Genomic DNA, 22,132 nt, shown 5'->3' on the forward strand with positions numbered 1-22,132 from the left:
ATACCGTACGACCTCTTTCTTTATTGAAAATAAAGTGGATAATAGCCCCCGTAATTAATACCTAATAAATGTGAGTCCATTATGTCTTCTGAAGCTACTATGCTAGAACGCTGCCAATCTAAATGTGAACTATGTGGTTCTGATTCTTCTCTTACTGCGTACGCAGTGCCGCCACACAGCCACGTAACAGTGGATCACGGCATTATGGTATGTGACAAATGCCTTGGTGAGATTGACGAGCCTAAAGATATCAACCACTGGCGCTGCCTAAGCGACAGCATGTGGAGTCAAGAGGCACCAGTTCAAGTAACGGCATGGCGTCAACTTACTCGTCTGAACACTGAAAGCTGGGCTCAAGACGCACTAGACATGATGTACCTTGAAGAAGAAACATCAGTTTGGGCACAAATCGGCATGTCTGCTGATGACAAGCCTCTTGATGTGAACGGCGTTGAGCTTAAAAAAGGTGACGACGTAACAGTAATCAAAGACCTTCCAATCAAAGGTACTAACCAAGTGATTAAGCAAGGTACTGTTATCCGTGGCATCAGCGTTGGTGACGACCCTAAGCTTGTTTCTGGTAAAACAAACGGCGGTCAATCAATGTACGTAATCGCTGAGTTCTGCCGTAAGAAGTAATTCTTCTCTTAGCTGAACAAAATCTCAAAGGCGCTAATGAATAATTAGCGCCTTTTTAATATCTCAAATTTTCACGACTTAAAACTATCAATAAGTTGCTCGCGGTACTCTTTAATAACAGACACCAAAGAGCCTTTGATACCACTGACTTGCTTCGAGTGCGGGCACCACAAAGCGAATCCAAATTTGAATCCTTCCACCATTTGCGCAGAATGAATGGGCTCAATTGAATGTTTTGAAAACTCAGAGTCGGTAAAAAAAGCCTTAGGAAGAAGTGCCCATCCAAAACCCTCTTCAAGCATTTTGATCATTAACGAAAGCTGATCGATCTCTTCATAGTCAGAGCTCACGATAATCTTTTCAGACATACCTTCGTCAATCAGAGACTTCAATACGAACTGTTTAGAGTTCCTAAGTGCGACTAATACTTCGTCTTTATCGATATGTGAGAGTTCTCCCCCTTTTTGTCCGAATGGATAGAACTCAAAATGCCCAAGGAAAGTAGAATCAAAACTATGCATCGCTCGGCTATTGTGAGCATTCACAAGTCCAAAGTGATATTCCCCACTTTGTATTCCTTGTTTAATTTCGTTCTTATTCCTAACCAGAAAGTTCACTCGCATCATTGGGAAATCGTGCTTAAGTCGTTTTCGTATATCTACCAAAACACGTTGTGGAACGAAACTAGAATACGCGATTGTTATTTTCTCTAGCCCACCATAAGAGAGGCTCAACGCCACTTTGTCAAAAGTACGAGCTTGCTCAATCGTCTGTTTTGCGTAGTGATAAAGGAGGTGCCCGTCCTCCGTTGGTTCTACAGAGCGGCCGACCCTTTCAAAAAGATGCACAGCAAGGTGGTCTTCCAAATTTGTAATAACCTGGCCGACGGTCGTTCTGTGCTTGTTGAGTTTTACTGCTGCTTTGCTGAATGACCGTTGTTCATAAACGGTCACAAACGCGAGAAGTTGTTCAATACTAAAGTTCATTTTGATGTGCTTACTTTCTTAGTCATGCATATGAAATAGAAAAATATCTACTGCATCAGAATAATAATGATAAAAAGACGGAGCTAAATAGCTAATGATTTGTGCCTTTTGCTAACTCTTCTTTCTAGTATATACCTAAACCTACCTAAGTTTGATGGATCCGATCCTCTATATACGATTATTAACATTGCCATAGTTCCTTTATCGTGACCTTCTTCAAACGATAGAGACAGACCCATGAACACAATGCCACATGAACTCGTGTGGGGTGAGATCTACTTCCCTCCTTTGCTATTGGTTATCGCGTTAGCTTATGTATTGACGATATTGACTGGCTCAATCGCGACAAAACTTGGGCTACATAAATATGTCGCTTTTCCTGCAATTGCCGAATTAAGCCTAATCGTGATTTTCGTCGGCGTTATCGGTCAATTCATTACCATCTTCTGAGGAATTCACCTTGATTAAACGTTATCTCATCACGCTACTACTGGTCGTTGCCGCAAGCTCTGTGGTTTATAGCTATTACCAATCTTATTCGAGTAATCCCTGGACTCGAGATGGTCAGGTCAGCGCTTACATAGTTTCTATTACCCCTCGAGTCACCGGGCAAGTAACTAAAGTCCATATTGAAGACAACTCACAGGTAGTTAAAGGGGATCTACTGTTTGAGATCGACCCAAGTATTTATCAAGCGGCCTACAATAAAGCACTCGCGACACAGAAACAGGCTCGCGCGCTCTTAGCAAAAGCTAAAAACGAAGAGCAACGCGCGTTGAACTTAGAAAAAAGAACGCCTGGCGCGCTGCCAGTGCTGACCTTGAATAACCTGAACAACGCGGTTGAGACAAATGCAGCTAACGTTGCACTAGCAAAGGCCAATGTTGAAGAGGCACATTTAAATCTCAAATACACCAAGGTTTACGCTCCAACGAATGGCTTCATCACGAACTTAAACCTACGAGAAGGCTCTCAAGTCGTCGCTAATACACCGGTAGTTGCGCTGATCGATGAAGACAGTTTCTGGATCGAAGGCTATTTCAAAGAGACTGATCTTGTGAACGTTGCACCAAACGACAAAGCTATCGTCACGCTCATGACGCGCAATGATGTTCAATTAAAAGGCCATATTAAAAGCATTGGCTTTGGCATTGCGACACAAGATGGCAGTACTGGTAATGACCTTCTTCCCAACGTGAACCCAAATTTTCAATGGATTCGCCTCGCTCAGCGTATACCAATTAAAGTAGTACTCGATAACGTGCCTGAAGACTTGCAACTTCGTGTCGGCATGACAGCTTCAATCAAAATAATCAAATAGTTGGATGGCATTTATGTTCAGTGCATCGACCAAAGAAGCAATTAAGGCTTCTCTCGCGATTGTTATCTCTATCTGCCTTGCGTTGTGGTTTCAGTGGGAAAAACCCTATTGGGCGGCAATTGCGGTTGCTGTCATGGCATTGAACGAGAGTTTTGCCCATTCAATAAACAAAGGCCATAACCGATTAATGGGAACCTTGTTAGGGACGGGTTATGCCTTTTTCTTGATTGCGATGTTTTCGCAAGACCGCTTTCTGTTTTTGATGTTTTTCACTTTATTTCTCGGTACATGCATCTTCATGTCGAGTGATGAAAAGTACGGTTATGTCTTTTCTATAGGCTTTGCTGTCTGTTCCATCATCTCTTGTATGGGGGGATTCGATAACCAAATTACATTCTATTTTGCGGTGCTACGAATACAAGAAACTTTGCTAGGCGTTATCACCTTCTCGATTGTTTATCGTCTAATCTGGCCGGTAAACACTGAACAAAACTTCGAACAACGATTTGAAACAAGCAGAGAAACGCTGATAACAGCAATGAGCGATACCAATAACCTTGATATAGAAGCCTTAGAGTCCAATACCGCTAATATTAAAAAGCTTTATCAACTGTTGGATTTACCGCTCACTGGCAGTTATCACCTAAAGCAAAATATCCAAGCGTGGCGTTTACGTGTCCGTGAAATTGCTCATATTCAAGATCGTCTGCTTGAACTCGCCTCGGATGAACTTACTCAACCTATTGATTGGCCAATTCTCACAGAAAAACTGGAAAAACTAGAGTTAATGGCGCCACACTTGTCATTGATTGATGATGTGCCGTTTGTGAAGAGTGAGAAGAAAAACGTTTCTTGGCACCATGAGCACCGTACCTTTGTTCAACACCTGGATGAAGATGGGAGAAAAGTCTTACAAGGAGTCTCGATGTTCGTCACGTCGCTACTGGTTTGGATATATCTACCTGTGCCGGGCGGTTTTATTTTTCCGATGATTGCAGGCGTATTTTCTTCCATGTTACCGACGATGCCACCAAGTGTTATCAAAGATGCGTTTTTCGGGGTGATAGGCACTGGTACCGTTATTTTACTTCAATACATCTTTATCATGCCGATGATGACTGAGTTGTGGCAATTAGCACTGTTCTATTTCATTAATAGCATGGTGATATGGAAAGTGTTCGCAACGCCTAAACTGATGGTGCACCGAATACTTGGCATTAACCTGCTGGTCGTACTGACGTCTGGCGCGCTTAATCTAACACCGGTTTATCAGATTCAAACACCATTACTGATGTTAACCACACTGCTCGTCATTTTGATGATCGGCAAATTATTTACTGACCTCTTTAGAGTCAAGAGTGTCGTTTAATCTCGTTACGCGGATTTGCTAAACTTAGGGCTAAAAATAAAAAAGGCGCAATTAAGCGCCTTTAGAAATTCTATTTTTACTGACTCAATATCAGTTATTTCTCAACCAAACATCTTGGTTTTTAGGTGCTTTCTTCTTTTTCTTCTTGCCTGTACCAGCCGGTGGCGCAACCGGTTTTAATGCAGCAACAAGTGCAGCGGTTGCTTCTTCATCCACTTCAAAGCCTTCGATTTGCTCACGCTCAAGACGAATTTTGTTCTTCTTCTCGATGATTGTGAAGTGATGGTAGTCTTCGTGATCGATCAAAGATAATGCTAAACCAACCTCACCTGCACGACCGCTTCGGCCAATACGGTGCATGTAGTCTGATGGACTACGTGGTAAATCAAAGTTGATAACTACAGGAAGCTTTTCAATATCCAGACCACGAGCTGCGATGTCTGTCGCGATCAGAACGTCAATCTCGCCAGATTTAAAATCTTCTAGGATACGAGTACGTGAACCCTGACCTTTATCACCGTGGAATACTTCCGCAATGATACCGCGCTTGTATAGCTTGTCTGCCAAATGTTCACAGCTGTTCTTCGCATTCACGAAGATCAGAGCTTGGCGCCATTCGTGTTGCTGAATCAGGTGCGCTAACAAAGCTGTCTTACGACCTTTCTCTACTTCGAATACTCGCTGAACTAGCGTGCTCGCATTGGCACTTTGAAGTTGGACTTCAATTGGGTCGTTCAGTAATTCGTGAGTCAACGTTTTAACTTGCTCAGGGAAAGTCGCAGAGAACAACAGAGTTTGCTTCTTGCTTGGCAGCAGCTTCAAGATCGCGTCGAGCTCTTCTGTAAAGCCAAGGCTCAACATTCGGTCAGCTTCATCAAGCACTAACGTTTTTACTTTATCGAGTTTGATAGCGTTGCTTGAGATCAGATCAAGCAAACGACCCGGTGTTGCCACCAAGATGTCTGTGCCGCCACGTAACGCTTGCATCTGAGTGTTCACCGATACACCACCGAATACACAAACAGTTTTGATTGCACCGTTGAAATGTACTGCGTAAGACTTAACGCTATCGGCAACTTGCTTAGCAAGCTCACGTGTAGGAACCAAGATAAGGCCGGAAACATAGTTACCTTTGCCTGAACGACGGTCTAGAGGTGCATCTTCATGGATTTGTTGTAACAGTGGAAGTGCAAAGGCTGCGGTTTTACCTGAACCTGTATTTGCGCCTGCAATTAGGTCGCGTCCTGCTAACACACTTGGAATAACTTGCGCTTGGATAGGCGTTGGCTGTTGGTATTCAAGCTCGGTAAGACGAGCCATCAAAGGAGAGATTAAGCCAAGATCAGAGAAGTTGGTTGGTGTTGTGGTGTTAGTCATTAATTGCAGGAACTCAAAGCTAAAATAATAGCGCGCTATATTAACGTATTTCAGCAGTATTACGTAACTAAATCGCCCCTTTCTCTCGTGTTTTAGCAATGAGCCCCACTACAACACATCCAGTATCAAGTTATGGCAAGTTTAATTCAGCCACCCTGCTACCGTTTGTTCCGGTGTATACGAGTTAGGTTCGGTTAACCACACGGCTACAGCATCTGGCGTTGCGACTAATGGATCAAAATCGACATTGAATTGCCATTCAGACTCACCACGTCGATAGCCGTCATAAACCACGACAAAATCGTGCTCAAGTTTCTTACCTCTGTTCTCGCCCGCTTTAACGCTGGTGACTTCGTTCATCGCCAACAAGGTAATATGAGCGACATAATCACCTTTGCCTTCGTAATGCACGCTGAACGTATCGCCTTTATGGTTCACTGTTAATTTAGGATTAATTTGTTGTTGGAGCGATGGCAAGGTTCTGTCTAGCCAATTAAAGTAACCACGCCACTCTTTTCCATCGACGATAAAGCCCGGGGTATAAACACCACTTGTTACCCCATAAGCTTTGTACAAGCGTTGCTTCTGACTGAATGCCTTGCTCGCGAACTTATCTCCCCACCCTAGGTAGTCCCAGTAATCGACGTGATAGGCGAGAGGAATGACTTGTGTCCAAAGATTAGGGTCGTCTTCAAAAGTACTAAGGTAGGCATCAGCAGGCGGACAACTTGAACAACCTTCAGAGGTGAACAGTTCGATAACCTGCGCAGGTTGACCTTCATTACTCCAGGTTTGTGCAATCGACACAGAAGAGTAAAAGCCGATCGGTAAGGCAAGTAAACAGAGTTTAATCAATGGTGAGTTGCAGCTGGCGTGTGACATACCGTGATCCTTGTACGAAGCGAATTTACTGGCGCTCAAATACAGACCGTTATGCCTAAGTCTTTCTTTCAGGTGATGAGTTTTCAGGTGCTTAGTTTATTTTAAATGCTTAGTTTCTTTGAGATACACAGCTTATTGCAGATACAAAAACGCCAGCTTCAGAAGCTGGCGTTTTCTTAAAATTCTATATTTTTACATGTTAACGCGGAGATTAACGGTTGATACCGATATCGCGTTGCATGTGACCAGATAGGTCGCTTGAGTAGTAACTACGTGGAGAGTTGTCTACAAAAAGAATATCGAAAATGTGTGCAATCAATCCTTTGAAGTTAACCGAGTAGGTCTTCTTATCCATAGAGTTAGGAACAGCGATAGTATTCATTTGCATTGCTTGAGCCATGATTGCCTCTCTATAAATTTGTTTAAGTGGTTCGTTCTGATGACAAGAATAATAGGTGATTTTTTACACGTTAAAAAATGACTAAATTTGGGCATTCAGATTAGTTTTTCTAATAAAACAAACCATTAACAACGCATGAAAATACATATTCACAAATGGTGACTATAAATTCACAATGGCGTTAAAATCATGCATTTAGTACAAGTACCCTTCAAATCATAGTGGCCAATGTCACAGAAATTTTACATAAATAATTTTTCCACTTCATCGACCACATACCGATTATAAACTTTTCGATAAGTTATATTTGTTTCTAATTCACTTGTTCAATGTCTGGCTTCTTAGCATAAATCGACGCTATAACCGCAACCGTCATGGTAGAAATCAGCACCGCCAACGACCAATACGTCGGTATAGCCCATTCGCTATCAACCAGTAGCATTTTTACACCAATAAAGACCATGATGAATGCCAGCGCAGGCTTCAAGTAAATGAACTTATCCATCATGCCTTGCAGTACAAAGTACAAAGAACGGAGACCAAGTAACGCAAATACGTTTGCAGCAAGTACTAAGAAAGGTTCTTGTGTTACCGCAAAGATCGCAGGAATAGAATCCAATGCAAACATCACATCCATAACTGCAATCGCACCGATCACCAACATCATTGGAGTGAATGCCCATTTAGCACCCTGTTTAACCATTAATGCAGGGCCATGGAAATCTTCGGTTACCGGCATCACTTTACGAAGTAGCTTTTCAGGCAGTGTATTCACGCTTTCCTCTTCGCCCTTGTCTAACGCCAGTTTAATACCAGTACCAATCAAGAACGCAGCGAACACGTAAAGTACCCAGTGGTATTCCGCCAATAGCTGTGCGCCTAGTGCGATCATAATTGCACGAAGTACCAATGCACCAATTACGCCCCAAAGAAGCGCACGTGGTCTTAGATGCTCAGGAACTTGGTATTGAGCAAAGATCATCGCGAAAACAAATAGGTTGTCTACACTGAGTGATTTTTCTAGCAAGTAACCCGTAATGAATGACACGGTTGCTTTTTGCGCTGTGTAGTCACTATTTGGTGCATAAATGTCCCAGAATAAGTAAATAGAACCAGCAAACAAAAATGCAAGTACAAACCAAAAAACGCTCCAGATTGCCGCTTTTTTAATTGTGACGTTCCCACCACGAGTCTGATAGATATCAATAGAGACGAGAATCACTGTTAGCAGGAAAAAACCCGCATAAGTCGTCATGATTGGCGATGAAAAAAAGGATTCACTATTTGTAGATAATAGAGATTGAGTTGAGTTCATTATTCCTCCGGGCGGAAGAACTTTACAAAGACCTTCCGCAAACAAAACATATCAAGTTCCACGACGGATCTTGATTGTGATTGCGTTGGTCTCGTTGAAGTGAAATATGGGATTTCACCTTTACATACCGGATAGGCTCTTAGCCTAACGAGATGACGACATGTAAACTTGCGCTAACTACTCCCCAAACGCGTGGATAATATTCCCCTATTTGTGTTTCGTCTATTAAAATTTGCACTAGAAATACAAAAAAGGAGCAAATGCTCCTTTCTTATTGATGCCACCCTGTCAAATAGATACTCGAATTGATTCTAAGAATAAATCCGCTAACCAAATTCACGATGGCACTGCGTAGTTACACTGCAAAACGATCAAGTAATAATTCTGCGTAAATTACTATCTTGCGTAAATTACAATCCTGCAGTCGGTATCAAATACACTAACGCAGACCAAACCGATACCCAACCAACCACCGCTACTGCATCTAACCAATCTTTCTTATCCATGCTTATCTCCACAAGAAGTGTGACCTGCAGGAATAAAGCATAAACAATGCCAAATTTATAAACAGCTAGAACTAATAATGTTAAGTGCAAGCATTGACGCTGGCTATCTAAAACACTCCATGCAATTCAGCGGTTCATTGTGTTTAAGAGATTCTGGGTATTCTTGCAAGAACTCAATAAAACAGTCTGCCATAGAATCGGTCGTCACCACGCCATCACCTATCATATCTAAGACGGCGTTATAGCCCTCTTTTCCTTTCATGGTGTAGGCTGACGACGCGCCTCGGTAAATTCGGTCGCGAGACACAGGCTGCCAACCGGATGTTTCAGAGTGTATTTCTAGATGATGAATCCTATGTCCTAAGGGTGCTTCTTTGTGATAACAAAATCTCAAGTTATGAGTATAAGGAAAGCTACCTGAACCCGTGCCCACAACACCATTATCGAGCGCGTTGTTAATTGCCCCTTCGAGCATGCCTGCGATCGTTTCACCTTTTACGTCATACACACCAATGGGTACGGCAAACGGTAGTAGTTTTCCGGCAATATCGGCAACGGATACATCACCACTATTGAGTGAATTTCGCACTCCACCAGAGTTGTGAATCGCAAATTCAACCTGATGCCCTTTTTTGTTCATTAGGTAGTGAAATGATTGAGCAACCAAGGGCGCAAGCTGACTTGGACCTTTCTCATCCGGGATCCGAATATGGCGCAGTGTTGTGTCTGCATGAGCAATCACTTGTTGCTGAAGCTTTCGAACTCTCGGCTGGTATTTATCCGTCAGAATGCTCTGCAGCTCAGGATCTTTCTTACACACTGCAATATTAGGGTGATTATTCAAAAACTCACACGCCATATCATGAGCGTCGTCTTGCCCTACTTCACTTAGCTTTGCATCTATAAACAGTCGACGGCCTAACAGCAGTTCGTTTTTACCGTTAAAGTGAGTCACTTTGCCTTCAGCATCGAACTCGATTTCGCAGTGTCCTAAGCTCATGGCGTGGAAACCCGCTTGCACAACATAGGTGTCACCGACTTTCACACCGTAGTCATCGTCTTTGACTAAGCCAATATCAGAGAAATCACCTTGTAAGCGATGACTATGGCCACCAACAATGACGCCAATACCTGTTACGTTGGCTGCTAACTCTAAATCAGCTTCGTAACCAAGATGGCTAAGTAACACAATCTTGTTGATACCAGCTTTATGAATCTGCTCAATGGTCGCTTTTGCTGTTTCTAAAGCATTTTCAAATGGTGTATCGATATCTGGATTAGCAATGCCTGCCATCTTGTCGATGCTTAAGCCGAATATTGCAACCTTCTCGCTATCAAACTCTTTCGTTATAAAAGAAGCACTTCGCGTTGCAGTCAGATAAGGCTTAACAATTTCGTTGTCCGCTAAGGTATGAGTTTTATTGATATCCTCATTCGATAGATTCCAGTTACCGGCCAACAGTGGGAATTTGATTCTTTTAGCGAAAATCGCAACGGGCTCATTACCCATGTCTAGCTCGTGATTGCCGAGCGTCATGGCATCTATATTAAGGGCGTTCAACAAATCGGCGTTGGCTTTTCCCTTGAATAAAGAAAAGTACAAAGTGCCCTGGAAGCAGTCACCAGCATGCAGGAACAGGGTTCCAACCTTCTGACGCTGGGCATCTTGTTCTATTTGTTTGAAGCGTGTTGAAATTCGAGCAAAGCCACCAGTACTGACATAAGGTTCAATGATGTGGTTGTTCATTTTAAGTGATAGCTGTAACGAGGTTGGTTCAAAGTATGAGTGGGTGTCGTTGATGTGTGCCAACACTATTTTTGTCGGCTTATTCTTTTTAGTCATATTTTCTTCTCTCTTTGTCCCTTCATACTAGGTCGAGAATCATGACAGAATCGTGAATTTTATGAAACTGCACTGCAAAAAAATACTCGAGATAGATCGAAAATCTCATTTTGCACCGTATAAATAAACAACGGGTTTTGTGACAGGTGAGCATACCAGATTTGTGTTTTTCGATTATGATTAAAGATATCTGTTAGCTTTCAAACAATTAGCAGAGCCTTCCGTTAGGAGTAAGCCTATGCAACTAGAAAGAATCGAGATTTCTGGCTTTCGAGGTATTAAGCGCATGTCTCTTGCGTTTGATGAGCTAACCACGCTTATTGGTGAAAATACTTGGGGTAAGTCTTCATTATTGGATGCCCTTTCCGTCGTTCTCCCTTCAGACGGAGTTCCATATCACTTCGAAATGACCGATTTCCATGTCGATTACTCAGTTTCACATCCACAGTCTCAACACCTTCAAATTGTTCTCGCGTTAAAAGCCAACGATAAAAGTGAGCTAAATGCAGGACGTTATCGCAAACTCAAGCCGGTGTGGGTTCAAGACGAGTTTGGTGTTTTTCGTATCTATTATCGAATCAGTGCCACGTTAGAACAGTATGAAACGACAACACACTATGCATTTTTGGGGTTGGACGGAAACCCTCTCAAGCTTCATCACTCAGAAAAGCTCGCTCAAGAATTAATGACGTTACACCCTGTAATTCGTTTAAGAGATGCAAGACACTTCGATCGCCCTTTCAACGGCAACTCACTTAACCATAATGCTCACCTACCAGCCAATGTTCATGCTAGCAACGGTCACGCTAATAATGTGAACGGAAATAGTAACGGCCAGAGTCAAACAACCAATGGTAATGGCAGCAATGGAAACGGCAATAACGGAAATGGGCGTCAGGCAAGGATAGAAAAGCGCATCGACAACACCTGCCGTCGCCTTATGGCAATACCCGGACATGTTAATAAAGGTGAAATGCGCAGTAGTCTTGAGTCGATGCAAAGCTTAATAGAACACTACTTCTCATTTAAGAGTGTCTCACGTAAAAATCCGAGAAAACCGCGTGATGGGTTACTTTACTCAGCTGGTGCGAACGACAAGAGCATTCATCAATTGGTCGAAGAGACCAAAAACAAACAAACTCGCTTATTATTCATGGGGTTGCTTAATGCCTATTTGCAAGCAAAAGGGCCAAATGACTTAAGAAGATGTGCTCGCCCTCTTTTGATCCTTGAAGATCCAGAAGGTCGATTGCACCCAACGCACTTGGCAAGGGCTTGGAGCTTGATGCAAAAGCTGCCCATGCAAAAAATCCTGACCACCAACAGTGGCGATCTACTTGCTGCTGTGCCGCTTCAATCGATTCGTCGTTTAGTACGTCAGTCAGATAAAACCATTGCCAACCAACTCAATGTGAACCACTTCAGCAAAGATGAACTTCGTCGAATTGGTTTTCATATTCGTTTTCACCGGTCCGGCGCTCTGTACGCTCGCTGCTGGTTGTTAGTAGAAGGTGAAACCGAAGTCTGGTTGTTTAACGAGTTAGCCAACCAATGTGGGTATAACCTTGCTGCGGAAGGCGTTCAAATTATTGAGTTCGCGCAGTCTGGTCTTAAAGCGCTCATTAAAGTAGCGCAAGAGTTTGGTATCGATTGGCATGTAGTAACTGATGGTGATGCAGCCGGAAAAAAATATGCGGCGACTGTGCTATCTAAACTTGGTAATGATCAAGAACGACATCGCCTCACAGAACTGCCTGATAGAGACATCGAGCACTACTTGTACATGAATGGGTTTGAGAACTTTTTCAGAGACATGGTTAAGATTCCTTATGATCACCCTATTCCAGCGAAAAAAGTTGTGGCTAAAGTTCTCAAGAAACACGCAAAACCAGACCTGGCTTTAGCGATCGTGTCTCATTGTGAGAATCAAGGACAAGACTGTATTCCATTGTTGTTGAGATGGACTTTGAAACGCGTGATCACCATGGCAAACGGAAATACCTAGCTTCTTGCTTATCTGATAAGTGCTATTAGTTCTTCTGTTGATAATTTCTTGAATTGATTAAGATGTCTCGTCCTAAAATACGTTGACAGTTTTTCTACTAAGCCAACAGCGTCAGCTGTTGGCTTTTTTCATGCACCTCATTTGGAGTTTTCATCCTGAGACTAAGGTGCGGCCTCATGTTGTTATAGGTACTTATAGACTCTTTTACTAGTTGTTTAAGCTCTCCGAGGTTTTTACACTTATCAAGTAAGAACTCTTGTTTCAGGATTCCATTTATCCTCTCTGCCAAGGCATTTTGGTAGCAGTCATAACCATCTGTCATCGAAGGCATTATGCCGCTACTTTTCAACTTATCTTGATAAACACCTGAGCAATACTGCAGACCACGATCTGAATGATGGATACAAGGACGATGATATCGACGCCCTTTGATAGCCATATCCAGCGCTTTCACGACATCCGTCGCTTTCATTTCATTGCTCAGCTCATAGCCCATTATTTTTCGACTAAACGCATCCGTAACCAATGATAGGTAGTGAACCCCTTCATCAGATTGAACATAGGTTATGTCGCTCACCAACACACTCTCCGGACTACATGGTTGGTAGTCCTTTAATAAATTCGGGTGTTTCTTCATCCAATGTCTACTATTGGTCGTTTTTGTAAAACTACGTTTAGGTCTTACCAATAATCGTTCATCGCGTAAGTAGTTGAAAAGCGCATCTCGACCTAACTTGATACCTTGTTCTTGTAGTTTGGGTTTAAGCAAAAAATAGAGCTTTCTAGTACCAACCCGAGGCATATAACGCCTAATATCCAACACCATTTTTTTAATCGGTTTAAGCTCTAACTGACGATGATGAATTCGCTTCTCTCGTTGATAAACACTCTGCCTCGTTATACCGCATAGCTTACATATTCGAACTAAACTTATTCCTTCCTGTTTTTGAAGGCTTCTTGCTCCTTGGCTAGATACTTTTTTCTGAGACTGGTTCCGTGCTCAGCATCAAGAATATCAACCACTCTATTTAAAAAGAGATTCTTGATTTTTTCGTCTTCTAACTCTTTCTCAAGACGTTTTATTTTCTGTGCAGGTGATTCTTTAGGCTTAGGTGATTGGTGCATGGCATTCATCCTTGGATTTTGCGCCCAATCCATCTTACCGTGCTTTCGAAGCCAGGTTAAAACGGTTGAGCGGCCTTGGATACCATAAATGGTTTGGGCTTGTTTATATGTCATATCGCCTCTTTCTACAGCAGCGACAATCTGTAATTTAAAGCCTAGTGTGTAATCACGCTGAGTGCGCTTAACATAGGTCCTATTTGAAGTAGTCATAATTCGTCCTCAATGTGTAAACACATTTCAGGACGGGACAAGAAACCAAAAAAGGCACACCAAGTGGTGTGCCTGTATAAATCGATATACAAATTAATTGGGGGTTATCTTGCAAGAGTTCACAGTGACTAAACTAAGGTTAGGTTAACGAATTAAGGTTAGGTTAACGAATTAAGCCTTGGCTTGTTTAGCGTGTTGTTCAACCGCTTCCGAAGATTGAGTCGATTTTTCGTGAAGCCAAAGCCCCGTTGCTTTCATCAAGTATCCAAAGACACCACCAAGCAGTAAAGATGGCACGACAAGTTGCCAATCGCCGCCTGCTGCAAACGTCGCGCAGCAACCAATGAAGGTTCCTGGGATATAACCTAGCCACGCTTGTTTGGCTTGAATACACATAAAGAAAGCGACAATAGCGGTAATCATATAGCCTAAAACCTCTAACCCTGCGAAGGTCGAGCTTTCGATAATCACCATTGCCCAGAATACGCCAGTCATGTTGGTCAATAAGCTACCTGCTAGTCCTTTGACGCCGCCTGTTGGCGAAGCAAAATAACTGGTGCAACCTAAGAAACCGGCCCATGACAGCAAGCCGAAAGAGATAGCTATCCATCCCCATAGACCTGACAAAATACCTGTTGTTAATGAAATCGCGACTAATGTACTCATACTATTTCTAAAGCCTAATTACGAAATTCATCGCACCGGATTTAGCCTCACTTAAAATCAAGTAAGCATATTATGGGAAGAACGCCTTCTTTTAGCCGATCATGATCACATTAATAATGTACGCGAATATGCATTTATCACCAGATAGAGACCGGAATCGCTTATTCAACACATTAGGTTATAAGGAGCTGTTAACCTTTCGAGCTTTATTTTGCAGCTCTTGTGGGAAATTTATACAAGGCAGAGGCTTTGATGTGTAGTTAGCCTACATGAAAAGGCGATAACGCAGTAGAAATGAACCACAAGGACTGCCCGAAGGGTTCGGTTAAAATCGCTTTATGCTTTGTTGAAGAATATTTGCTTAAAATGACTAGGCTACATACTCTTCGCCGCGCCTAAAACGATTTTACCTCGAACAAAACTTAACCACGAAAGGTCAACAGCCCCTAGCCTTTATCAAATTACCGTTATAGAACCGACGGCTTACCTTTCATCATGCGCTTGCCTTCTCGCTTAATACATTCAGCAAGTGGGTTTTCTGCCATATCCGCACGCCAAATAAACGAAAGCGTACGTTCCATTTCAAGCTCAGGAACATTCAAAGTAACGAGCTGGCCAGATTCAACAAACTGCTCGACATCGAGATAAGGTAAACACGTTAAATATGGGCCGTTTGCTACCAAACTTCTTAAAACAGGAACGTGTTCATATTCTCGCCAAACATCAAGATCACCAATTAAATGATGAATAGAGCTATCAAAAACTTTGCGAGTACCTGAACCATGTTCACGCAATACCCACTTCGCTTGTTCTAGTTGCGCCAAACTGACACGTTCACGCTTTGCAAATGGGTGATGAGCCGATGCAACCACCGTTAAGTGGTCGGTACACCACACTTCTTGATGAACTCGGTTATCGTCGCAGCGACCTTCGATAACGCCAAGGTCATATTGGTAATCTAATACGCCATCTATAACCGCATCGGTACTTTGTACACCAAGCGAGATTCGCATCTCAGGAAAGTCGTTATCAATAATACTGATGAGGTCTGGAACCAGGTGTTCTGCCGGGGTTTGGCTCGCACCGAGTTTGAGCTCTCCACTCAATAAATGCTGCTCGTAAAAGCCCATTTCAATTTGCTGTGCATCTTGCAGTAAACGCTTCGCTTTTGGCCTAAGCCACATGCCCCAATGAGTGAGCGCCATTTGCTTGCCCTGCCTTTCAAACAAAGGCCTGCCGAGCATTTTTTCCAACTGTGCAAGAGACATACTTGTCGCCGACTGAGTCAATGCAAGCCTATCAGCTGCCTGACTTACGCTTCCCGAATCTGCTACCGCGTCAAAGACGGCGAGTTGCTTTAATGAATAACGCAAAATCTATCCTTAATTCTTTTAATAACTTATGTCCTGCTGCTCGTTTTTGTTAAGCCGATGAGCAATCAATTTCATTCTACGCCTAACCAAATCTATATCAATATTTTTGATGTGGTTTCTAAAAATTATCAATTTTACCTCTACCCCTCAACCCCCTAATCTGGAATGGCAGGACACAACGAGCCCTGCAAAACATTACTGATTAACCATTACGGATTAACCAAGTCATTAACACTAGGAATTACACATGACGGATTGTTCAAGGGGGGGATATGGCAACCAGCACTTCTGAAAATCAGCAACTGTTCTCGCCAACAGAAATGATGGCGGAAGCCGAGAAATTTGCATTAAGCAAAGCAAATAAAACCAGCAGCATGACATTGAGTTTGGCAATCATGGCTGGCGCATTCATCGGGCTTGCTTTTTTATTCTACATCACGGTGACCACAGGTAGCGCTGATGCAGGATGGGGATTAAGTCGCTTAGCCGGTGGTCTTGCATTCAGCATGGGGTTAATCCTGATTGTTATTTGTGGTGGCGAGCTATTTACCAGTTCGGTGTTATCAAGCATTTCATGGGCTAATAAGCAGATAACCTTCACCAAGATGCTGTCTATCTGGGGCAAGGTATATGTAGGCAACTTTATCGGTGCCATGTTCCTACTGGCTTTGGTAAGTGCAGCAGGCTTATATCAACTGGATGGCGGGCAATGGGGCTTAAACGCTCTAAACATTGCTCAACACAAGCTACACCACAGCCCTGTTCAAGCTTTCGCTTTGGGTGTGCTTTGTAACTTACTAGTGTGTTTAGCAATTTGGTTAACGTTCAGCTCAGCTAACGCCATGACTAAAGCAATGATGACCGTATTACCCGTTGCAATGTTCGTTAGCTCAGGCTTTGAACACTGTGTGGCGAATATGTTTATGGTTCCATTAGGCATCACAATTCAAGCATTCGCACCAGAGAGTTTTTGGATGCAAATTGGCGCAACATCAGCCCAGTATGCAGACCTGAACATCATGAAATTTGTCACTGCAAACTTAATACCAGTGACATTCGGCAACATTGTAGGTGGTGCGGTATTGGTCGGCTTAGCCAATTGGAGTATCTACCGTCGCCCGCAGCTTAAAGCGGCAAAAATTACAGCAATAACTCAAACAACAGAAATTACGTCAGTTAAGGAAACCACTATGAACACTACAACTACTATCAAGCAAATCATGAACACTCAACCAATTACACTGAGCGTAGAAATGCCTACTTCAGTGGCGATTGATTCACTTTTAGATGCTCAACTTGTTAGCGCTCCTGTTTGCGATGTTGAAGGCCGCCTAGTAGGTATCCTCTCTGTTCACGACGTAATGGTTGACCTTTGGTGCCAAGACTACATTCCGATTAAAGGTCAGAAAGTGGTAGACCTAATGAGCCGTGACGTAGTGGCTATTGATGCAAACGACAAACTGGTCGATGTTGCTGAGTTCCTATGTATCGATAAAGAACAACTGTACCCGACAACAAGCATGGGCTATGCCACTCGCCTGACCTCTCTTTCTTTAGAAGAGCGTGCAAAAGCGATGAAAGTAAGCCAACCACATATGCTTCCAGTGCTAGAAAATGGCGTAATGGTCGGTGTGATGACTCGTACTGAAGTTATGCAAGCACTACGTCCAATCTATGGCGACCGCCTAAACGTGGTTCCAAAGGCTGAACTAGAAACGGCTTAACTAGCGACTGTTTACAAAGCAAGCGTTTCATTAGAAACAAAGTAACGAATCGTAGGCTGAACTATTAGGGATTAGTCGTTCAGCTAGATAACTCAGTCATTGCAACGTTGACTGGCAGAGGTAAATGGTGGCTTAAGACGCAGTAAAAGGTTTGACACAAAACAGACCTAAACGCGTGGCCATTTACCTCAATAAAAAAGGCGCAAAGTGAAAACTTTGCGCCTTTCTCTATATTCTAGCTGCTTTGCTACTTTCCATATTACTAAATAACCGGCTAACGCTGCCCTATCTCGTATCGACTAGGATTTTGATCTTTCTAAATATGTTGATAGCGATTATTGATAGCTAGATTACTTCTTTACACCTTCAACATGCAGATCCATGTCTACATAGCTTGAAGCGCCCATTACTGGGATATTGAAGTCAGCAAGCTCTAGACGAGTTGTACCAACGAAACCAGCACGCTCACCGCCCCATGGGTCTTGACCAGCACCGATGAATTCAGCTTCGATAACGATAGGCTTAGTTACACCGTGAAGTTTAAGGTCACCCATAACTTCAAGTTTGCCGTCGCCTTTATCAACCACTTTTGTGCTGTTGAATGTCGCATCAGAAAACTTACCAGCATTGATGAAATCACCGCTACGGATGTGCTTATCACGCTCTGCGTGGTTTGAGTCAAGGCTAGTTGTATCAACCGTTACGTTGATTTTAGACGCTTCAACGTTGCTCTCATCAAATGAGAAGTCTCCTGAGAATGTGTTAAAACGACCTTGGATAAAGCTGTAGCCTAGGTGGCTAACTTTGAAGTTAACTGAAGCATGCGCACCTTTTGTATCAATCACGTAATCAGCGGCGTTCGCAGCGAAAGGCATTGCCATAGCAAATGCTAATCCTGTAGCGATAATTGACTTTTTCATTTTGAAGCTCCTATCATTTTTCGTAGCGTATCGTCTTTGTCGATAACGTGGTGTTTTATCGCCGCTAAGGCGTGCACTGATGCCATAATGATCAGTACCCATGCAGCATAGTAGTGAACCGTTCCTGCGAGATCAGATTGGTTTGCAAATAGTTCACCCATACTTGGTACAGTGAACCAATTGAATACCTCGATCCCACGGCCATCTGATGTCGAAATCAAATAACCTGAAATAAATAAAACCGCTAAGTTAATGTACATAAATCCATGAGCGATCTTCGCCGCTACAACTTCATAGCTTTTACCTTCCACATTAGGTGACACGGTAACTAGCTTCCAAAACAAGCGGATAATGGTAACGGCAGCCAAAAGAATGCCTACCGAACGGTGGTAGTCTGGTGCTGTTTTGTACCACTCACTGTAGTAAGAAAGATCAACCATCCATAGGCCTACACCAAATAGGCCAAATATTGCGAGTGCTGAGATCCAATGCATTGCTCTTGCTAAAGGATTGTAATTTTTGACGTTGTTGTTCATGCATCTCTTCCGAATGTTAACGTGTCGTATAGTTTTGAAAAGCGTACCCTACACCAAGTTTGCGTAACATATTATTTACCAAGTTTTACATTAGTTACATCATTTCAAATTAAACGAGTTATTCAAAAATTTTGAACAAGTTGCTTTATGGACAAATTTCTTTGTCGAACAATCGCTTGCTGAGTTATATTTCAACGATTTGTTCAATTTCATAGAGTTCATCTGATATGTCTAACATCTTACGTTCCATAACTTTTTGAGCGTCTTCTATCCCCTTGTTGTAATACACGGCTCCAAACTTTTTACTGATGAAGTCGACTAAGAATTCAGTGTCGAACTGACCAAGCTCTACATCGAGCTCATCTTGTAGGTACTTTTGAAGTGTATGAGTGAGTTCGGATTTTTGCTTTGAATCTAATTGAATGGTCATGGGTGTTTCCAAATAAAGAGTATGTAGAACAATTGTGATTAGCCGACTAAGCTATAATTTCGTTAGCTCACTGCAACTCTGCCAATCAGTTCAAGTTTTCTAACTAGCTATAATTCCTCATAATTTAGTTTACAGACCAGTAGAGTGCCAGTGCTATCCATAAAATCGCTCAGTAATGGTTAATTTTGATAGAGGGATCAAGAACTCGCACTTTGACAATAGGTAATGGCGCCGAAATTACCGTACTATTGCCCATCAATAAGATAGCAACCGTGTATAAGAGGCTTCATTGTTATTAGATCTGGTGATTAAAAGCGTCAATCAGTTTCAAGACGATTGCTTGAAACTTTGTGAACGTCATTACCCTACCGTACACAATCAAGGGATCAGTGAACATCACATAGGCAAAGCGTTTGCGAGACGAATGGAGCACACTTTCGTTAGCTTCAATCATACAAGCAACGTAAGCCCACTAGAAATGCTCTCTTCTGGTGAAACGCCACGACATTTCCGAATCTCTTCTGAAATTGGTACCGTTTGGATGATTAGCCACCATATGGTGAGCGCAGGAAAGACTTGTCGTAAAAAGTTGATGCTGGACATTCATAACTGGCAGCAAGAGTACGGATTTGCCATTCAACCCAATGACCTATTGATTATTGTCTCCGACCATTGGATAAGTCGAAGCAAAAACAGTGGTGAACTCTTGCATTGGTGGATGGGGGAACTCCCAGACCAGATTAGCGACTACAGCCTACAAGGTATCACGCTAAGAGAGAGTGATACTCAATTCGCAGATGATTTAAATAGTAACTTCAAAATCAGTCCGTGTTTTATCCGATTCGCTCACCCGCTAAAACGCTCTGGAAATCAACAACTAGTTCGTAAATACCTGCAACTTTATGCGGTAATACAATGGCAGTAAAATACAAGCCAATTTTCAATTTGATATATAACGTAAATAATTATACCCACACTATTATTTTATAAAATAACACCTATATTCCACTCATTTATTATCCGGATTCTCCAGTTTACTAATTAATAACTTAACAACCTCAATATTAATTTTGAGAGACAGACATCATTTTTATGTAACCACAAAGATCTATTTATTTTATTATTTTGATACTCCCCCAGAATGCAAGCCTTTAACCATATTTATTTTAGGTGTATACGTGTTAAGGCTTTATATTGATAGGGTTGATGTGATACAGGTTACTCAGACATCAAATTCACTGAACCTATTAAACAAGCTAATCAATATATATCCTTGATACATAATGACCTTTATCATCCTGATTTTTCGCTGACTTTAATTATTTAGATGTTACCGTGACAAATTAATTTTTATTAATTGACAATTTATCAACACCTGTCAATATTATGACAACTGTGATGTGTATTCTCGTCACTGAATAAACACCTTTTATTAGCGATTATGATTTTATCAGACAGAAGTGAATTTATTAGTTGTATATCTGTGGATGCCGATATGCAGTTTATTGCGAAATACCAAGACTTAACACTTACAAGTGTCTACCAACCTATATTTGATTCTTCTTTTACTCAGATAGGCGTAGAGGCTTTGGTTCGTATTTCCAATTGTAAAGGTGATGTCGTTCGCCCAGATCACTTCTTCCATTCAGACGAAACCTCATACACAGACAAAATCAACGTAGAGAGACTGAGCCGAGCCATTCACATCCGTAACTTCGCACAATCGACGGTCCGTCACTTAAACCTTTTTTTGAACGTACTTCCAAACGTTGGTGAGTTGTTTGCATCAGAAAAAGTAAAAGACACTCTGTTAGCTAAACGTCTTCACGAGCTTAACTTATCGTGCGAACAAATCGTCATGGAGTTGGTCGAACTTAATGTAGAGAGTGAAGAACGCTTAAAAAACGCGGCCCACTCACTTGCAGATAATGGTTTTCAAATCGCGGTTGATGACTTTGGAGCACAGGCGTCAACAGAGCAACGTGTTCGCCATATCACTCCTCATATCATCAAAATCGATCGCTCTGTGATGCTGGATTTTGAAAACGGTGATACTCAAAAAATGGAGTTAGTAGTTAAGCTTGCCAACCAAATCGGTGCAAAGACGATCATCGAAGGGATAGAAACCCAACAGCAACTGACTGCGATGCAAAGTTTAGGCTTCGATATGTATCAAGGCTATCACTTAGCCATGCCAAAGCCGATTGAGTTGGATATCCGCCTAGCAATCTAGAATCTAGCCCCTATTCTCTATTCTCTATTCTCTATTCTCTATTCTCTATTCTCTATTCTCTATTCTCTATTATACCGGAAGCCGCTTTACCATTGGCTAACGACTTTTATAATACCTATCTTTTAAAACGATCCTTGTTAAGGCACGCATTGCTATCGCAACGTCCTCTTAGTTCGGACCTATCTTCGTCTTGTTTTATCAAATCATATCCGTAAAAAAGCCCAATCAAAATTGACTGGGCTGGCTTAAAAGAATCTGTTTTATATCAATCC

General features: G+C 42.2%; 20 protein-coding genes. 8 read left to right on the top strand and 12 right to left on the bottom strand.

Going from position 1 to position 22,132, the window contains the following annotated elements:
* Positions 1–81: 81 nt before the first annotated feature.
* Positions 82–639, top strand: coding sequence for a PhnA domain-containing protein (locus tag AB6D07_RS09785; protein ID WP_009845316.1), 558 nt, complete (start codon positions 82–84; stop codon positions 637–639).
* 71 nt (positions 640–710) lie between these two features.
* On the opposite strand, the gene AB6D07_RS09790 is transcribed toward AB6D07_RS09785, so the two are convergent.
* Positions 711–1,625 carry a LysR family transcriptional regulator gene (locus tag AB6D07_RS09790; RefSeq protein ID WP_017100536.1) on the bottom strand — a complete coding sequence of 305 codons (915 nt, stop codon included), beginning with the start codon at positions 1,623–1,625 and terminating at the stop codon, positions 711–713.
* A gap of 237 nt (positions 1,626–1,862) precedes the next feature.
* On the opposite strand from AB6D07_RS09790, the gene AB6D07_RS09795 reads away from it, so the two are divergent.
* The 3 genes from AB6D07_RS09795 to AB6D07_RS09805 are packed head-to-tail and all read left to right on the top strand — an operon-like array spanning position 1,863 to position 4,315.
* Positions 1,863–2,075 (top strand): DUF1656 domain-containing protein, encoded by a 213-nt coding sequence (locus AB6D07_RS09795; RefSeq protein ID WP_004730923.1) that lies wholly within the window; start codon positions 1,863–1,865, stop codon positions 2,073–2,075.
* Between the two features lie 10 nt (positions 2,076–2,085).
* Positions 2,086–2,946 carry an HlyD family secretion protein gene (locus AB6D07_RS09800; RefSeq protein WP_017100535.1) on the top strand — a complete coding sequence of 287 codons (861 nt, stop codon included), beginning with the start codon at positions 2,086–2,088 and terminating at the stop codon, positions 2,944–2,946.
* Between the two features lie 13 nt (positions 2,947–2,959).
* Positions 2,960–4,315 carry an FUSC family protein gene (locus AB6D07_RS09805; protein ID WP_017102150.1) on the top strand — a complete coding sequence of 452 codons (1,356 nt, stop codon included), beginning with the start codon at positions 2,960–2,962 and terminating at the stop codon, positions 4,313–4,315.
* Positions 4,316–4,405: 90 nt separating this feature from the next.
* On the opposite strand, the gene AB6D07_RS09810 is transcribed toward AB6D07_RS09805, so the two are convergent.
* The 5 genes from AB6D07_RS09810 to AB6D07_RS09830 all read right to left on the bottom strand — a co-directional run bounded on the left by AB6D07_RS09810 (position 4,406) and on the right by AB6D07_RS09830 (position 10,638).
* Positions 4,406–5,692, bottom strand: a complete 1,287-nt coding sequence (locus AB6D07_RS09810) for a DEAD/DEAH box helicase (protein ID WP_029222771.1) — start codon at positions 5,690–5,692, stop codon at positions 4,406–4,408.
* Positions 5,693–5,833: 141 nt separating this feature from the next.
* Positions 5,834–6,574: a DUF1223 domain-containing protein gene (locus tag AB6D07_RS09815; RefSeq protein WP_029222772.1), complete on the bottom strand. Its 741-nt coding sequence runs from the start codon at positions 6,572–6,574 to the stop codon at positions 5,834–5,836.
* 211 nt (positions 6,575–6,785) lie between these two features.
* Positions 6,786–6,974, bottom strand: a complete 189-nt coding sequence (locus AB6D07_RS09820; RefSeq protein ID WP_009845310.1) for a hypothetical protein — start codon at positions 6,972–6,974, stop codon at positions 6,786–6,788.
* Between the two features lie 313 nt (positions 6,975–7,287).
* Positions 7,288–8,289, bottom strand: a complete 1,002-nt coding sequence (locus tag AB6D07_RS09825) for a TerC/Alx family metal homeostasis membrane protein (RefSeq protein ID WP_029222773.1) — start codon at positions 8,287–8,289, stop codon at positions 7,288–7,290.
* 609 nt (positions 8,290–8,898) lie between these two features.
* Positions 8,899–10,638 (bottom strand): bifunctional UDP-sugar hydrolase/5'-nucleotidase, encoded by a 1,740-nt coding sequence (locus AB6D07_RS09830; RefSeq protein ID WP_029222774.1) that lies wholly within the window; start codon positions 10,636–10,638, stop codon positions 8,899–8,901.
* Between the two features lie 238 nt (positions 10,639–10,876).
* On the opposite strand from AB6D07_RS09830, the gene AB6D07_RS09835 reads away from it, so the two are divergent.
* Entirely contained in the window at positions 10,877–12,643 is a 1,767-nt protein-coding gene (locus AB6D07_RS09835; RefSeq protein WP_017100531.1) for an ATP-dependent endonuclease, read from the top strand.
* Between the two features lie 97 nt (positions 12,644–12,740).
* Here the strand turns inward: AB6D07_RS09835 and AB6D07_RS09840 are convergent.
* The 3 genes from AB6D07_RS09840 to AB6D07_RS09850 all read right to left on the bottom strand — a co-directional run bounded on the left by AB6D07_RS09840 (position 12,741) and on the right by AB6D07_RS09850 (position 16,017).
* Positions 12,741–13,978, bottom strand: a protein-coding gene (locus AB6D07_RS09840; protein ID WP_139137516.1) for an IS3 family transposase whose coding sequence is annotated in 2 segments (ribosomal slippage) — positions 12,741–13,606 and positions 13,606–13,978 — 1,239 coding nt in all. Because the reading frame shifts where the segments join, the coding sequence is not laid out codon by codon here.
* A gap of 171 nt (positions 13,979–14,149) precedes the next feature.
* A complete protein-coding gene (locus AB6D07_RS09845) occupies positions 14,150–14,644 on the bottom strand; it encodes a DUF1097 domain-containing protein (RefSeq protein ID WP_017102152.1) in 495 nt (164 codons plus the stop codon).
* 467 nt (positions 14,645–15,111) lie between these two features.
* Complete coding sequence (locus AB6D07_RS09850; RefSeq protein WP_009845304.1) at positions 15,112–16,017, bottom strand: LysR substrate-binding domain-containing protein; 906 nt, start codon at positions 16,015–16,017, stop codon at positions 15,112–15,114.
* A 272-nt stretch (positions 16,018–16,289) separates the two neighbouring features.
* Between AB6D07_RS09850 and focA the strand changes: the two genes are divergently transcribed.
* Positions 16,290–17,741 (top strand): formate transporter FocA, encoded by a 1,452-nt coding sequence (focA, locus tag AB6D07_RS09855; protein WP_017102153.1) that lies wholly within the window; start codon positions 16,290–16,292, stop codon positions 17,739–17,741.
* 350 nt (positions 17,742–18,091) lie between these two features.
* Here focA and AB6D07_RS09860 read toward each other — a convergent pair whose 3' ends face one another.
* From AB6D07_RS09860 to AB6D07_RS09870, 3 genes are all read right to left on the bottom strand, one after another.
* Positions 18,092–18,661, bottom strand: a complete 570-nt coding sequence (locus tag AB6D07_RS09860) for a YceI family protein (RefSeq protein WP_029222775.1) — start codon at positions 18,659–18,661, stop codon at positions 18,092–18,094.
* A complete protein-coding gene (locus AB6D07_RS09865) occupies positions 18,658–19,197 on the bottom strand; it encodes a cytochrome b (protein ID WP_017102154.1) in 540 nt (179 codons plus the stop codon). Before AB6D07_RS09865 ends, AB6D07_RS09860 begins: the two co-directional genes overlap by 4 nt.
* Positions 19,198–19,381: 184 nt before the next feature.
* Entirely contained in the window at positions 19,382–19,627 is a 246-nt protein-coding gene (locus AB6D07_RS09870; RefSeq protein WP_017059821.1) for a DUF2164 domain-containing protein, read from the bottom strand.
* 289 nt (positions 19,628–19,916) lie between these two features.
* Between AB6D07_RS09870 and AB6D07_RS09875 the strand changes: the two genes are divergently transcribed.
* Both AB6D07_RS09875 and AB6D07_RS09880 read left to right on the top strand, forming a co-directional pair.
* Positions 19,917–20,552, top strand: coding sequence for a hypothetical protein (locus tag AB6D07_RS09875; RefSeq protein WP_017102155.1), 636 nt, complete (start codon positions 19,917–19,919; stop codon positions 20,550–20,552).
* Between the two features lie 570 nt (positions 20,553–21,122).
* Positions 21,123–21,860 carry an EAL domain-containing protein gene (locus AB6D07_RS09880; protein ID WP_081324592.1) on the top strand — a complete coding sequence of 246 codons (738 nt, stop codon included), beginning with the start codon at positions 21,123–21,125 and terminating at the stop codon, positions 21,858–21,860.
* Positions 21,861–22,132: the final 272 nt, after the last annotated feature.

This window comes from Vibrio sp. 10N.239.312.C11, from assembly GCF_041466065.1.
In the GTDB taxonomy this organism is placed as follows: domain Bacteria; phylum Pseudomonadota; class Gammaproteobacteria; order Enterobacterales; family Vibrionaceae; genus Vibrio; species Vibrio tasmaniensis_A.

Coding starts and splice junctions, on each gene's coding strand:
- AB6D07_RS09785 (WP_009845316.1), top strand. CDS start 82: ATGTCTTCTGAAGCTACTATGCTAGAACGCTGCCAATCTAAATGTGAA.
- AB6D07_RS09790 (WP_017100536.1), bottom strand. CDS start 1,625: ATGAACTTTAGTATTGAACAACTTCTCGCGTTTGTGACCGTTTATGAA.
- AB6D07_RS09795 (WP_004730923.1), top strand. CDS start 1,863: ATGAACACAATGCCACATGAACTCGTGTGGGGTGAGATCTACTTCCCT.
- AB6D07_RS09805 (WP_017102150.1), top strand. CDS start 2,960: ATGTTCAGTGCATCGACCAAAGAAGCAATTAAGGCTTCTCTCGCGATT.
- AB6D07_RS09810 (WP_029222771.1), bottom strand. CDS start 5,692: ATGACTAACACCACAACACCAACCAACTTCTCTGATCTTGGCTTAATC.
- AB6D07_RS09815 (WP_029222772.1), bottom strand. CDS start 6,574: ATGTCACACGCCAGCTGCAACTCACCATTGATTAAACTCTGTTTACTT.
- AB6D07_RS09820 (WP_009845310.1), bottom strand. CDS start 6,974: ATGGCTCAAGCAATGCAAATGAATACTATCGCTGTTCCTAACTCTATG.
- AB6D07_RS09825 (WP_029222773.1), bottom strand. CDS start 8,289: ATGAACTCAACTCAATCTCTATTATCTACAAATAGTGAATCCTTTTTT.
- AB6D07_RS09830 (WP_029222774.1), bottom strand. CDS start 10,638: ATGACTAAAAAGAATAAGCCGACAAAAATAGTGTTGGCACACATCAAC.
- AB6D07_RS09835 (WP_017100531.1), top strand. CDS start 10,877: ATGCAACTAGAAAGAATCGAGATTTCTGGCTTTCGAGGTATTAAGCGC.
- AB6D07_RS09845 (WP_017102152.1), bottom strand. CDS start 14,644: ATGAGTACATTAGTCGCGATTTCATTAACAACAGGTATTTTGTCAGGT.
- focA (WP_017102153.1), top strand. CDS start 16,290: ATGGCAACCAGCACTTCTGAAAATCAGCAACTGTTCTCGCCAACAGAA.
- AB6D07_RS09860 (WP_029222775.1), bottom strand. CDS start 18,661: ATGAAAAAGTCAATTATCGCTACAGGATTAGCATTTGCTATGGCAATG.
- AB6D07_RS09865 (WP_017102154.1), bottom strand. CDS start 19,197: ATGAACAACAACGTCAAAAATTACAATCCTTTAGCAAGAGCAATGCAT.
- AB6D07_RS09870 (WP_017059821.1), bottom strand. CDS start 19,627: ATGACCATTCAATTAGATTCAAAGCAAAAATCCGAACTCACTCATACA.
- AB6D07_RS09880 (WP_081324592.1), top strand. CDS start 21,123: ATGCAGTTTATTGCGAAATACCAAGACTTAACACTTACAAGTGTCTAC.